This window comes from Paenibacillus sp. FSL H8-0175 (assembly GCF_045040615.1).
GTDB lineage: Bacteria > Bacillota > Bacilli > Paenibacillales > Paenibacillaceae > Paenibacillus_AQ > Paenibacillus_AQ odorifer.
In genome coordinates, this window is sequence record NZ_CP150299.1 from 3,440,452 (window position 1) to 3,454,778 (window position 14,327).

Consider the following 14,327-nt stretch of genomic DNA (forward strand, 5'->3'; position numbering starts at 1 on the left):
AGGTTTCAGTGATTAAGATAGAGAAGGAGAATACTACATGAAATATAACAATCCGATTATCCCGGGGTTTTATCCAGATCCAAGCATTTGCAGAGTAGACGAGGATTATTATCTGGTAAACAGTTCATTTGCCTATTCTCCGGGAATACCCATTTGGCACAGCAAGGATTTGGTGCATTGGAAGCAGCTTGGGTACTGTTTGACTCGTGAGAATCAGCTTCAATTTGATGAATCCGTGGTGTCCGGAGGTGTTTGGGCGCCGACTCTTCGTTATTATAACGGTCGTTTTTATATGGTTACGACAAATCAGGATAGCGGAGGTCATTTCTACGTTTGGGCGGATGACCCGGCAGGCGAATGGTCGAATCCACTTTATGTGGAGCAAGAAGGCATTGATCCCTCCTTGTTTTTTGACGATGGAAAGGTTTATTTCACAAGCACAGGCTCCGAGCAAGGGATGGGGATCTACCAATGTGAGATTGATATTGAAACGGGTCAAAAGCTTAGCGATACACGCTTGATCTGGACTGGCAGCGGAGGGAAATTCCCTGAGGGTCCACATCTTTACAAAATAAACGATTACTACTATTTGATGTGTGCGGAAGGTGGGACAGAATATGGACATATGGAGACTATTGCAAGAAGTAGATCGCCATATGGGCCTTATGAATCGTCTCCTCACAATCCCATTTTGACACATCGAAGTTCAGATTACCCCATTCAAGCTACAGGGCATGCCGATTTAGTTGAAGCACAGGATGGTAGCTGGTGGGCGGTATTTCTGGGGATTCGACCAGTAGGTTATCCTTACCATCATCATCTTGGCAGAGAGACATATTTGGCTCCTGTTCAGTGGACGGAAGAGGGGTGGCCAATGATTGGTGATAACGGAGTGGTTGGTTTAGAAATGGAAGCTGACCTGCCTTCACCAATGCCGTGGGAAGAAGAGCCTGAAACCGACGATTTTGATCAATCTGACCTAAGAATGAGCTGGAATTTCATACGTAATGCTAATAAGGTGGATTGGTCATTGCAGGAACGGGGAGGGTGGCTAGCTTTACGTGGATCAGATGTGAGATTAAATGAGAAGGGTACGCCTGCTTTTATTGGCTGTAGACAGCGGCATTTGAATTGTGAAATTACCACCAAAATGGAATTTCGCCCTCTTGAGGGTGACGAAGCTGGTCTTGTAGTTTTTATGGATCAGAAGTATCACTACGCAATTGGACTAACGCAGATGGAAGGTGAAAATGTTATTACGCTGCGCAGACAGGTAGGGAGCATTAGTGATGTGGCATATTCTTCGGCTTTCGAAGGAACAGGGGTAGAATTGAGAATCCAGGTATTACCTGAAAAATATATATTTTACTATCGAGGTGTGGATCAAATATGGCATCTGCTTGGCGAAGCCGAGACACACTTGATATCTACTGAAGTCGCAGGCGGATTTACTGGAGTATTCTTCGGCATGTATAACTACTCTCCTTATGGAACAACTGCTTATTATGATTGGTTTAGCTATCAAAAGAAATAAAAGGCGGTCGGCTACGTGATCGTCAGAAAAAGCAGTGTTAGCTTGTGAAAAATACAAAGCAGCGATTCTCCAAGTATGGATGAATCGCTGCTTTGTGTTTTTTGGTTGTTGTTGTTGTTGTTTGGATATCGTTGTTTTTTTGTCGTCGTTGGTTGTCTGCCTCAGCTTGTATTTATCAACCTCTTAGGCTTAAGGACTCAGAGGACGTTATTTGCGTATTTATCACTTTTTAAGCATAGTTTCGGACCCCAATGCAGCTATTACTTCGAAATAGATTCTTATTGAGTGTTTTTTGAGCCAATAGCGGCTATGCGGTCCTTTAGCATCCCAAATGTGAGATAATACTGCGTTTAAGGTCCCCTGGGTCCGATAGTGACCAGCAGATAGGATAAGCCTGATAGGATAAGCCTGATAGGACCAGCCCGATAGAATCAGCGTGTGCGCAAAGGTTACCTATACATGTTGGTCTTTAGCGGATAGTTCCATATTGTGAATGAAGAACACGTTCGCTTTTATCCTATGAGCATATTTTCCTTCAAACGCTTGATGTCTGCTCTAGGGGGTGAACCAAACATCCGAGAATATTCGCGGCTGAATTGTGATGCACTTTCATAGCCAACACGGAACGCGACATCCGCTGCATCCGCTGATTCAGATAATAAAAGGCGGCGAGCTTCCTGTAAGCGCAGATGCTTTTGAAACTGAATAGGACTCATGGCAGTTACCTCTTTGAAGTGTCTATGGAACGAAGAAATACTCATATTGGCTGTTTCAGCAAGCTCTTCAATCCGCAAAGGTTTATCACAGTTCTCGATAATCTGTTCGATGGCCTCCCGAATGCGGTAGGTGCTGCTACCTTCCATCGCAATTTGAGCGAGTGTAACTCCATAGGGTCCCTGCAGAAGCCGGTATAGAATTTCATCAGTATAAATCGGAGCCAAAAACGGAATGTCCTTGGGATCATCCAGCAAACGTACCAATCTCAGGATCGCATCCAATAGTGATAACTCTATCTGCCCGACATACATAGCTCGCTTAGCATTTTCTTTCGGAGCGAGTTTAAATTCGGAATCATTTAGTACTTTCAAAATCTGACTCTGCGTGAATTCTAGCTTAAAGCTTAAATAGGGTGCGTTGGGAGAAGCTTTTATAATCTGACCGATAACGGGTAAATTCATTGATGATATTAGATAATTTGCGGGACCATACTCAAAACGCTCCTTGGCCAATAAGATCTCCTTTGTTCCCTGCGCAATGAAACATAAAGAAGGTTTGTATACTCTGTATACTGGCTCGGTCACATTGGAGTTACGAATCACAAATAATGAGGGGATAGCGGTCTCATATACTCCATCCTGGCTCGAATGATGTTCAATCAATCTGGCGAGTTCTTCTTTCCGCTCTAGTAATTCTTTAGACATGTGCTCCTCCTAATGTTTTGTTCTTATTCAATTATAAAGTAAAAACATCTTTTGTGTTAGTGATAGTGAGAGGAATAGGCAATCATTTAAGATAATTGAGATAACGGCGTTCACTTCATTTATCGCATAATTAGAACTAAGAAAGGAGTTTTAAAATTGAGCAATGTTTTGATCTTAGGCGCTAACGGCGGAATTGCACGACATGCGATTGATTTGTTTTTGAACGAAACCGATGCCCGGTTAACACTTTATCTCCGTAACTCGGACAGATTAAGCCATATAACATCCAGCCGTGCTCGAGTAGTTGAAGGAGATGTGTTGGATAGTGAGCAATTAAAAGAAGCGATGATCGGGCAAGATGTTGTTTATGCTAATCTGGCAGGTAATTTGGAGAAAATGTCTAAGACTATCGTTGAAGCAATGAACACCACTGGTCTTAAACGTTTGATTTTTATCAGCTCAATGGGCATTTACGATGAAGTTCCAGGAGAGAAGTACAGCAGTATATTGGATCCATATCGTAAATCTGCAGAAATTATTGAAGCTTCAAATCTTAACTATACAATTCTGAGACCTGGATGGTTTACCTATAAAGACGAGATAGACTACGAAACAACTCAGAAAGGTGAACCTTTTAAAGGGAGAGAAGTGTCGCGAAAAAGTGTGGCTGCATTAGTTGTTAAATTGGCCGAGTCACCAGATATGGAAATTCGCCGCAGTTTAGGAGTAAACAAACCCAAAATCTAAAGGAGACACATACTAATGGAATATACAAAACTTGGTCGTACTGGTTTGGATGTATCTAGAATTTGTCTTGGTTGTATGAGTTACGGAGTACCTGAACGTGGAATGGCTCCGTGGTCGCTAAATGAGGAGCAGAGCAGACCCTTTATTAAAAGAGCACTGGAGCTTGGCATCAACTTCTTTGATACGGCTAATGTATACTCTGACGGAACAAGCGAAGAAATTGTCGGACGTGCCTTAAAAGAATTCGCTCGCCGCGATGAGGTAGTCATTGCTACAAAGGTGTTTTTCCGGATGCATCAGGGACCAAATGGAGCAGGACTTTCACGCAAAGCAATTATGACCGAAATAGACAACAGTCTAAAACGGCTTGGCACAGATTATGTGGACCTATACCAGATCCATCGTTGGGATAATGACACTCCTATCGAAGAGACCATGGAGGCCCTTCATGACGTAGTAAAGGCAGGTAAAGTTAGATATATTGGAGCGTCCTCTATGTATGCTTGGCAGTTCTTGCAGGCACAGCATGTTGCTGAGCGTAACGGTTGGACTAAATTTGTCTCTATGCAAAATTACTTGAATCTACTCTACAGGGAAGAAGAACGGGAAATGTTGCCTCTTTGCCGGGAAGAAGGAATCGGTGTGATCCCATGGAGTCCGCTTGCTAAAGGTCTACTAACCCGTGATTGGAATGAACAAACAGCTCGTTCAGAGATAGACGAAGTCGGAAAGGCATTTTATGCAAAAATGGCTGAGGCTGACCGCAAGGTTGTTGAGGTAGTTGCCGAAATTGCGGCAAAGCGCGGGATTCCACGTGCCCAAGTAGCGCTTGCTTGGGTTCTGCAAAAAGAGCAAGTAACATCGACTATCATTGGTGCAACCAAAGCAAATCATCTGGAGGACGCCGTTGCAGCGGTATCAGTGAAGCTGGAGCCAAGTGAAATAGCGAGTCTGGAAGAGCCTTATGTGCCACACCCAGTTATAGGAAATCTAAGCTAGATAAAAAGCGTGATACCCTTGGGGATCGCGCCTTTTTTTTACCTAAGCTAAACTTTCATCTACCATTTAGTGCCTTTAGAAACTTGTCTTTAGTTTGGCTTAATCGTTGCTCAGCACCATGCGGGTGCAAGGGTTTGCATAAATAGGTGAATAAGAAAACACATTCCAATCGATAAAAATGACATGTTAATTCTTCTTAAGCCAAGGTAATATGTATCCGATATGTGAGAGTGAATATAGAAAAGGAGATGAACTCTTTATTATTAATTCCACATTGAAGCATACGCACATGAATACTGAAATTGGCCAACCAGCCATCCTCAATCCAAGTCAGGTGTACCCGACGGTTTACTTCACACCGTGTGTTAACGGAAGGGTTGCCGGTGAATTGATTTTTGATAGAACGAAACTGGTGACTGAGTTGCCTGAGACTCCTATGGTTAAAGACTCGTTAATGGAATGGACACCGTTAGGCACGGCTGATCTACTGGGTACTTATGAACTGCGAATGACCCTCAAGCAGGACGGAAAAGCTCCTCAGTATGACTCATATTATTTTACCGTGCTGGATCCAAAGAGCATCCCCGCGGGACAGAGCACAATCGCTTTCCTTGGTAACGATGGAATGATGATGTATATCGGTGATTATCGAGGTAATCGGATCTTGGACTTTTCTAATGCGGGTTATAGGGGTGGTGGTGTTGAGATCCCGAATATTCCCGTTAAGTCGACCGTTCTACCCTTGGACGGAGACGCGACGGACCGTATTCAGGTGGCAATTGACCAGTTGGCTAAGCTCCCGCTCGATAAGAATGGATTCCGCGGGGCAGTCCTTTTGAAAAAAGGCAGATATGAAGTCGGAGGCACGTTGTTCATTAAAGCAAGTGGGATCGTCCTTCGCGGTGAAGGTCAGGACAAAGAGGGCACTATTCTCTATGGTACCGGAGCGAAACTGCGAAATCTAATTGAAATTGGTGAAAATGCAGATCTTATGCTGGACAGCAACTCGAAGCAGATGATTTCAGATTTGTATGTGCCCTCAGGCTCGCGTTCTTTCCATGTAGAAGACGGGGGTGCTTACAATGTAGGCGATCAGATCATAGTCCGCAGAATAGGTAATAAAAACTGGATTCACGAAATTGGTATGGATAACATATATAAGCGCCCGGGTGGAACCGTAACCCAATGGTCACCGTTCAATCTGGATTTTGACCGAGTCATCACTGCTATTGTAGGTAATACGATTACGGTCGATGCCCCATTGGCGAATGCTATCGAACGTCAGTGGGGCGGCGGAGAGATCTATAAATATACAGATCATGCCCGCATTCAGCAGGTGGGGGTAGAGAAAATGAGGGTAGAGTCCGATTTTGACCCAAGCATTATAGATATTAAGATGGATAACGATACAACAGATCCTTATTATGCGGACGAAAAACATGCTGAACGTTTCGTCGTGTTCAACAGTGTGAAGAATGGCTGGGTTCGAGAGGTGAGAGGTTACCATCTGTCCTATTCTCTCGTTCAAATGAAGCGTTATTCCAAATGGATTACGGTTCAGGACTGTCAAATGTACGATATGATCAGTGTGGTTACTGGGGGTCGCCGTTATGTCATACATCAGATGGGCCAGCTAAATCTCGCTCAACGTATTTATACAGAGACGGCGCGGCATGCGTTCACCGTCGATAGCTGGGTACCGGGGCCGAATGTATTTCTGGATGGAGAAGCTGTTAAAAATTATAACACCAGTGAACCTCATCATCGCTGGTCAGTCGGAGGCCTGTTCGATAATATCAAAGCTCCCATCTCTATTCGGGATAGGGCGTGGTTAGGCAGCGGACATGGTTGGGCAGGTGCGAATTATGTTACTTGGAATACACACGGAGAGCTCACTTTACAGCGGCCACCAACCGCTCAAAATTACGCCATTGGCCATGTTGGTAGCAAGGTACCCGGACTGGTTCCTAACGATTATGATTCCCGGCCCCGTGAAGATGGATATTGGTGCAGTTGCGGTCAACATGTCGTCATTAATAGTCTCTACAAGCAGCAACTGATGGAACGTTTAGGTCGAAATGCGCTCAGTAATATAAAAAAATAATTTACAGTAGGGTGCGGAATTTTCCGCATCCTTTTTAGTGTGGATCATAAAAAAACACAACCCCTAACAATCTATGCCATGGAGAGACATCAGGATCAAGAGTAGCATAGGAAGTGGAGTTACTGACGAATGATATGACCTGAAAATAGGAAAGGCCAGGTGAACAAGAGTTGAGTGAAAGAAGACGAGCGAAACAAGAGGTGGCATTACCGGCAACCAAGCAGGAATCAGAACGTCTTCGATTATGGTATACAAGCCCGGCGTCAAATTGGAATGAGGCTCTTCCCATAGGAAATGGGCGCCTCGGGGCAATGGTGTCCGGTATGATCGGCCAAGATAAAATCCAGCTTAACGAAGATTCAATTTGGTACGGCTGCCCTGGACGCGCAGCTAATCCTGCAGCTCAGCCATATTTAACAGAGATTCGGCAAATGTTGAAAGACGGCAGGCAGGCGGAGGCAGAACATTTGGCAAGAATGGCTATGACTGCTTCACCAAAATATGAGCAGCCGTACCAGCCACTTGGAGATTTGATTTTAAAGTTTCTGGATTCTAGTGAGGTTATTGAAGAATACGAGCGGGAGCTCGACTTAGAGCAAGCAGTCGTTACGGTATCGTACCGTTGTGGCGGGGTTCGCTATTACAGGCAATATTTTATAAGTGAACCGGACGGTGTATTGGTAGTCCGACTGACAGCTGACAGACTTGGCAAGATCACGTTGGCTGCGAATCTTATGCGTCGTCCGTTCGATACCGGCTGTAGCACTGGTCCTGCAAACACAGTTTTAATGAATGGGGAATGCGGAGCGGATGGCGTTCGCTTTTGCACAGCACTAAGGGCAGTTCAACAAGGAGGCCGCCAGAGGCTCATCGGGGATTTCATCTCTATTGAGGGGGCAGACTCCGTCACCCTTATGCTGGCAGCGCAGAGTACCTTCCGCGTAGATCAACCTGAAAAAGCCTGTCTAGAGCAATTGGATCAAGCTACGGCTCAGTCTTTTGCAACTCTAATAAAGCAGCATAAGGAGGAATACAAGTCCCGGTTTGCTCGATTTTCAATCGATTTAACTAGGGGTGGAGACCTGTACGCTGAGCTTCCTACCGATAAGCGATTACAGCGGTTACAGCAAGCAAAAGATGAAAGAAGCAATCCCAATGAGTCTGGTGATCCGGGACTAGTTGCACTATATGTACAGTATGGGCGCTACTTACTGCTTTCCAGTTCTCGACCAGGTACGTTGCCTGCTAATCTGCAAGGCATATGGAATGATAGCTTTACCCCGCCATGGGAATCAAAATATACAATTAATATTAACCTCCAGATGAATTACTGGCCTGCCGAAGTCCTAAATATGGCTGAATGCCATGAACCGCTGTTTGATCTGATCGAACGGATGCAGTTGAACGGTCAAGAAACGGCAAAAGAAATGTATGGCTGTCGCGGTTTTGTTGCTCATCATAACACTAACTTATGGGCGGAAACCCGACCAGAAGGCATCCTAATTACCTGCACGGTCTGGCCAATGGGTGCTGCTTGGTTATGCCTTCATTTGTGGGAACACTACCGGTTTGGACTGAATCTTTCTTTTCTCAAGGAAAGGGCCTATCCAGTGATGAAGGAAGCAGCGATTTTTCTGCTTGATTACATGGTAGAGGAAGGTGGCTTACGAATTACTGGGCCTTCAGTCTCCCCGGAAAACCGCTTCCTTCTTTCGGACGGAAGCAGCGGCAGCCTCTGTATGGGACCATCCATGGATTTGCAAATCGCATATACATTGCTATCCGCCTGTTCGGAAGCGGCATTAATTATTGGAGAAGAAGATACAATGTTTATCTCTGAACTACATGAGACGCTTGAACACATTCCACAGCCGAGTGTGGGCAGTCATGGACAGATTAAGGAATGGCTGTTTGACTACGAAGAGCAAGACGCAGGTCACCGGCATATTTCTCAGTTGTTCGCATTACATCCGGGGGAACAGATTGACATGAGGCACACCCCTGAGCTTGCCGCAGCAGCCCGGCGAACGCTTGAACGCCGCCTTGACGGAGGTGGAGGTCATACCGGCTGGAGCAGGGCATGGATCGTCAACTTTTATGCCCGTCTCGGTATGGGTGCGGAAGCCTATGAGCATTTAATTAAACTGTTAGCCTCCTCCACGTATTCGAATCTTTTAGACTGCCATCCACCCTTTCAAATAGACGGCAATTTTGGTGGAGCAGCAGGGGTAGCAGAAATGCTGCTGCAATCCCACCGAGCAGAACTTCGACTATTACCTGCCCTTCCTAAGGAGTGGTCTTCAGGCAGCATAAGGGGGATGAGAGCAAGAGGTGGTTTTACCGTTGATCTTTCTTGGAGCCAAGGAAAGCTGGATGAAGCGACGATTCACTCTACGGTTACCGCTGAATATCGAATTTGGTCTGCCGTTCCGCTCGATCTGCCAGAACAATCTCTTATTAGCGATGGTCAGGGATTTGAATATACTTTTTCTTCAGTTGCAGGGAAGTCCCGCAAGATTCGTGCACAATAGTCAATCGTAATAAAACACAGGCAAGCCGAAAAATCTCCATTTTGAAGACCTGGATATTGGATTAACATTAGCCATACAACAAAATCCAAACTGCAACCAAAGGAGCGATAATTATGCCACAACAAGTGCCAGCCGCATTGCCAGCGAGCAGGCCAGATCTTTCCCCATTCCAAAGACGAATGACCAATTTGCGCAAATATAAGGCGCTATATCTCATTTCACTTCCAGGCATTATTTTTTTTATCGTATTTAAATACTTACCCTTGGCGGGTTCCATCATGGCCTTTCAAAACTACAACATATTCAAAGGTTTTACAGGCAGTCCGTGGGTTGGCCTTGATCAGTTCCGGCGGATGTTCACCTATCCAGAGTTTTTGAGAATTCTTGAAAATACTATCCTGATCGGCCTATATGATATGGTCTTTGCGTTTCCGGTTCCCATAATATTCGCCCTCCTTCTTAATGAAGTGAGAAAAGCTTTCTATAAACGGATTTTGCAGACCGTCGTTTATTTGCCCCATTTTCTCTCATGGGTCATTATTGGGGGGATTATGATTGGCATTTTGTCCCCAACGACAGGTATCGTGAACCAGATCTTAAATACTTTTGGGCTCGACTCCGTTTATTTTCTGGGCGAGGACTCGTATATTCGTACCATCCTGGTTGGAACAGGCATATGGAAAGACAGTGGATGGGGAACTATTGTTTATTTAGCCGCACTCGCTGCTGTGAATCCTGAGCTGTACGAAGCGGCTCGGATTGACGGAGCAAATCGTTGGAAACAAACCTTATCTATAACGATCCCGACGATCTTGCCCACTATCATGATTATGTTCCTGCTTCATATCGGTAACTTCCTTGATTTTGGCTTTGAGCGAGTGTTTGTATTTATCAATTCGCTTAATGAGACCAATGGAGATATTCTCGATACTTATATATACCGAGTGGGTCTTATTGATCAGCAATACAGCTATACAACAGCTATAGGCCTCTTTAAATCGGTCGTCGGACTGTTGCTAGTCATGATCGGGAATACGCTTAGTAAAAAAGCATCAGGGGATGGACTTTACTAGAAAGGAGTCGAAGAGTAAATGAAAAATAAAGGTCGCCTGTTTGACGTTTTCAACTATATATTTCTGATGCTGGTCGGGTGCTTGATGGTCTTCCCTCTGCTGCATGTGCTCGCCAAATCATTTAGCAGCACTCATGCCATTAATGCAGGCGAGGTTAAGCTATTCCCTGTAGATTGGACGCTTATGAATTATCAAGTTATTCTTGGGGATACCTCCATCTGGAGAGCTTTCATGGTAAGTATATTTATTACCGTTGTCGGAACGCTTATTAATCTGATTTTAACTGCATCACTGGCCTATCCTTTATCCAGATCCGAATATTCGATGCGCAAAGGAGTTCTGATTTTAATCCTAATTACGATGATATTTCACGCTCCGCTCATACCGAACTATATGGTCATCAAAAACTTGCACTTGATCGACTCTTTATGGGTATTAATCATCCCATCGGCCATCAGTGCATATAACCTGTTCATCATGCGTTCTTTTTTCTCAGCCCTGCCTACTGAGCTGATAGACAGCGCGCGAATGGATGGAGCGGGAGAGCTGCGCACGATGTGGAGCGTCATCCTTCCTTTGTCCAAACCTGTTATGGCAACTATGGGCTTGTTCTACGCGGTATCCCATTGGAATTCTTATTCATCGGCGTTGTATTTTATCAATACACGAGCGCTTTATCCACTTCAGCTGCGGCTTCGGGAAATCGTACTGAGTAACGACCTTGGGCAAGCGGGCAGCTTATTAGAAAACGTAAATGAGGTATCTCCGGCAGGTGTGCAAATGGCAGTTATTGTCGTCTCCGTCATACCGATTATTATCGTGTATCCGTTTCTGCAAAAGTATTTTATCAAAGGGATGTTAATCGGATCTATTAAGTCTTAAATCAATCAGCTTGCATCATCCTTTAAAAGAAACAGCCATCTGCTTATCAAAATATGGTAAGATATAATCCAAACTCAAAAATGGAAGCGTTGCCAAATGTCGCAACTTCAAATCAATTTCATACCACAAGACAACTGATTCTGATTCCATTCCGGAAGGGATTTGATACAAGTGCGAGTATTGATTGTAGAAGATGAGCCTGTCATTCAAAAAGGATTGGTGAAGATGGTCCAGCGTTATCCGGTCTCATTCACCGCGATTTATACAGCCGACGACGGCGAAGCAGCCTTAGAAACGATCCAAAAGGTAGAACCGCATTTAGTGCTGACAGATTTGCGCATGAAGCGGATGGATGGCCTTGATTTATGTGAACGAATTCACCGTGATTACAGTCATGTCCAGGTGGCAGTCATTTCCGGGTACAATGACTTTCAATATGCACAACGAGCAATGGCCTATGGCGTTAAACGGTATTTACTGAAGCCGGTTCTCCAGCAGGATGTGCATGATATGCTGAGAGAACTGATATCCGGCATGACAGGCAGCATTATTCCTGTTCATAAATACGTGGATTGGGCCGAACAGCTGGAACAACACATCTGGCTGCTGCAACGTGATGAGACAAACCGTCTGCTTGATGAAAGAGAAACATCGGGTTTATTTGAAGGATTGAACGTCTTTAGCATGGATGCAGTGCTGAATGATTGTCTGCAAATGATCGTAGATCGCTTGGAACGCCGAGGCTGGAAGCCTCCGTCCCGGTGCTGTGGAGATGTGAAAGCCGCCAATACGAAAAAAGAAACGATGTTAGCATTTGTCGCGATAATAAACGGTATACTTGCGGAGCTGCAGCTTACTCGCAAAGGCAACTATAAGGACCCGGTTGAAGAAGCAAAAGCTTTCATTGATAAACATCTGGCTGAGGATGTGTCGTTAGAAGAAGTAGCCAAACGGGTGGGACTTGCCCGCACCTACTTCAGCGCATTATTCAAAAAAATGACGGGGGAAACCTTCGTACACTATCGGATCCGGAGACGAATGGAGGAAGCGCGCAGACTTCTTGCCGTACCCACCATGACAATCAGTGACATCTCGATTCATGTAGGTTACGAGGATTATCCTCATTTTACGAAGACATTTAAAAATCTCGTGGGTGTGTCACCTTCGGAATACCGTGCTTCGTTTGGCATTGAATAATGAGAGCAACCCTCAGCCGGAAGCTGCTATTTTATTTTACCATTGTCATCTTACTTTCCCTGTCAGCGCTGGGGATTTCCTTTTACAGCATTTCTGCCAAGCAATTGCAGTCAAGCACTGAAAACCAAATGATTCAGATCGTAAATAATGCAGTTCATCATACCAATCTCTATATTTCATCCTATCAACGGTCGACCGTGGCGCTACTAACGGATTTGAGAGTTAAAAGATATATTGATCTATCAGCAGATCGTGAGGAATATGAAAATTACCGCTACACGACCGATATTCGCGATGCTATTGTTGAACCTGTATGGATTCGCAATCCCGAGATTGAAGCCCTATATATTATCGGGTATTCCGGGAATGCGCTTTATTATTATAATGGCGGTTCAGCGCCATCTTTTACACAGGAAGACACCGCTAGACAGATCCGGTATTTCAAAGAACATACAGATGTCAGTGGACAGTTGAATGTAATCAATTACAGTATCCGTGGGGATCAAACGCCGATGTTGACCTTAATCCGCAGCATTCGCGGTCTTCAGTCACCAGAGATGAAAGGATTTGTAGGCATCGAAGTCAAAGCAGAGGAGCTCTCTACGTTATGGAAAGGAATCGATCTTGGTCCCGAAAGCTATTTTTTTATTGTAGATGGCGAAGGCAGGATTCAATATCATAACGATCAAAACAAAGTAGGGACGTTGATTCCCGATAGTCTTGGCAAGCAAATTGAGCAAGCAGGAGAGGCGATGTTCCGCAGTTCGGCAGAGGGCGTGGAAAAATCTTATATCAGCCGTAATGCGGAATATTCCGGTTGGCATCTGGTTGTATCCATCCCAGACACTCAGCTGCAAAAGCCGCTAATTACCATCCGGAATTATATTATTGTTGTCGCGATTTTGACATTTATGATAGCGCTGTTTCTGGCAAGTCGATTTGGTAAGTCCGTTACTACACCCATCCGTATACTGATGAAAGGAATGAGCCAGACCGAAAAAGGAAATTGGGAATTAATCTCCCTTCCGAAAAGCCAGGATGAGGTCACTGGGCTTATCGTTCGTTACAATCTGATGGTAACCCGCCTGTCAGAGCTTGTGGACACCGTGTATCAGTCAGAACTGAAGAACAAGGAAATGGAAGCTGAGCGGCAGAAGGCCGAATTCCAATCCTTACAGCTGCAGATCAACCCTCATTTTTTATACAATACGCTCGAAACGGTGGTCTGCTATGCAGTAATTCAGGATTCAGATGAAATATCAGAAATCGTCGGAGCCCTGTCCTACATGCTGCATTATTCGGTGCGCACCAATCTTGAAGAGATAACCGTAGCAAATGAGCTGAAGCATGTCATCCATTATATGGTCATTATCAATCACCGGATCGGAAGGCCGTTTGAAATCGATGTGCGGATAAAGCCTGAAATGCTTCTGCGCAAAATGGTTCGCTTGACCTTACAGCCACTTGTGGAAAATGTGTTCCAGCACGCCTTTCGTTATGGTGTTGAAGATTATCACACAATTACGATTGATGCTGGAGAGGATGGCGATATCTTCTGGGTCAGCATTACGGATAATGGCAGCGGGATGACCCCGGAGCGGCTTGAAGAACTTCGCCTCAAACTGAGCGAAAATCGACTCGCCGATGTGGAGGAAGGGAGAGGAAGCCCAGGCGGCATCGGTGTGCAAAATGTTCATCGCCGGATTCAGCTTGTCTTCGGAGAAGAATTCGGCGTTGACGTAGAAAGCAGTCCAGAATGCGGAACACGCATGATCATGAGAATGCCGATTTCCGGAAGGAAGGAACATCAAGTGCTTAACGCATAGGCGTTACTCGCCG

10 protein-coding genes are annotated in these 14,327 nt (G+C 44.9%); 9 read left to right on the forward strand and 1 reads right to left on the reverse strand.

Annotated elements, in window-relative coordinates; genetic code table 11:
* Positions 1–37: 37 nt before the first annotated feature.
* Positions 38–1,534 carry a glycoside hydrolase family 43 protein gene (locus MHH46_RS15400; protein ID WP_076125667.1) on the forward strand — a complete coding sequence of 499 codons (1,497 nt, stop codon included), beginning with the start codon at positions 38–40 and terminating at the stop codon, positions 1,532–1,534.
* Between the two features lie 512 nt (positions 1,535–2,046).
* On the opposite strand, the gene MHH46_RS15405 is transcribed toward MHH46_RS15400, so the two are convergent.
* Positions 2,047–2,955 carry an AraC family transcriptional regulator gene (locus tag MHH46_RS15405; protein WP_076190385.1) on the reverse strand — a complete coding sequence of 303 codons (909 nt, stop codon included), beginning with the start codon at positions 2,953–2,955 and terminating at the stop codon, positions 2,047–2,049.
* A 156-nt stretch (positions 2,956–3,111) separates the two neighbouring features.
* Here MHH46_RS15405 and MHH46_RS15410 point away from each other — a divergent pair, with 156 nt between their 5' ends.
* From MHH46_RS15410 to MHH46_RS15445, 8 genes are all read left to right on the forward strand, one after another.
* Positions 3,112–3,702, forward strand: coding sequence for an SDR family oxidoreductase (locus tag MHH46_RS15410; RefSeq protein ID WP_076190384.1), 591 nt, complete (start codon positions 3,112–3,114; stop codon positions 3,700–3,702).
* A gap of 15 nt (positions 3,703–3,717) precedes the next feature.
* The gene (locus MHH46_RS15415; protein ID WP_076190383.1) at positions 3,718–4,701 is read left to right on the forward strand and encodes an aldo/keto reductase; all 984 of its coding nucleotides are present in this window, start codon (positions 3,718–3,720) and stop codon (positions 4,699–4,701) included.
* A 289-nt stretch (positions 4,702–4,990) separates the two neighbouring features.
* Complete coding sequence (locus tag MHH46_RS15420; RefSeq protein WP_076303766.1) at positions 4,991–6,805, forward strand: hypothetical protein; 1,815 nt, start codon at positions 4,991–4,993, stop codon at positions 6,803–6,805.
* 170 nt (positions 6,806–6,975) lie between these two features.
* Positions 6,976–9,336 (forward strand): glycosyl hydrolase family 95 catalytic domain-containing protein, encoded by a 2,361-nt coding sequence (locus MHH46_RS15425; RefSeq protein ID WP_081387770.1) that lies wholly within the window; start codon positions 6,976–6,978, stop codon positions 9,334–9,336.
* A gap of 179 nt (positions 9,337–9,515) precedes the next feature.
* Positions 9,516–10,409: a sugar ABC transporter permease gene (locus MHH46_RS15430; RefSeq protein WP_076190487.1), complete on the forward strand. Its 894-nt coding sequence runs from the start codon at positions 9,516–9,518 to the stop codon at positions 10,407–10,409.
* Positions 10,410–10,427: 18 nt separating this feature from the next.
* A complete protein-coding gene (locus MHH46_RS15435; RefSeq protein ID WP_076125649.1) occupies positions 10,428–11,291 on the forward strand; it encodes a carbohydrate ABC transporter permease in 864 nt (287 codons plus the stop codon).
* Between the two features lie 171 nt (positions 11,292–11,462).
* Positions 11,463–12,488 (forward strand): response regulator, encoded by a 1,026-nt coding sequence (locus tag MHH46_RS15440; RefSeq protein WP_076125647.1) that lies wholly within the window; start codon positions 11,463–11,465, stop codon positions 12,486–12,488.
* A complete protein-coding gene (locus MHH46_RS15445; protein ID WP_076190381.1) occupies positions 12,488–14,314 on the forward strand; it encodes a sensor histidine kinase in 1,827 nt (608 codons plus the stop codon). The genes MHH46_RS15440 and MHH46_RS15445 overlap by 1 nt, the downstream gene beginning before the upstream one ends.
* Positions 14,315–14,327: the final 13 nt, after the last annotated feature.

Excerpts from the sequence above, each read along its gene's own strand:
- MHH46_RS15400 (WP_076125667.1), top strand. The coding sequence starts at position 38 with ATGAAATATAACAATCCGATTATCCCGGGGTTTTATCCAGATCCAAGC.
- MHH46_RS15405 (WP_076190385.1), bottom strand. The coding sequence starts at position 2,955 with ATGTCTAAAGAATTACTAGAGCGGAAAGAAGAACTCGCCAGATTGATT.
- MHH46_RS15415 (WP_076190383.1), top strand. The coding sequence starts at position 3,718 with ATGGAATATACAAAACTTGGTCGTACTGGTTTGGATGTATCTAGAATT.
- MHH46_RS15420 (WP_076303766.1), top strand. The coding sequence starts at position 4,991 with ATGAATACTGAAATTGGCCAACCAGCCATCCTCAATCCAAGTCAGGTG.
- MHH46_RS15430 (WP_076190487.1), top strand. The coding sequence starts at position 9,516 with ATGACCAATTTGCGCAAATATAAGGCGCTATATCTCATTTCACTTCCA.
- MHH46_RS15435 (WP_076125649.1), top strand. The coding sequence starts at position 10,428 with ATGAAAAATAAAGGTCGCCTGTTTGACGTTTTCAACTATATATTTCTG.
- MHH46_RS15445 (WP_076190381.1), top strand. The coding sequence starts at position 12,488 with ATGAGAGCAACCCTCAGCCGGAAGCTGCTATTTTATTTTACCATTGTC.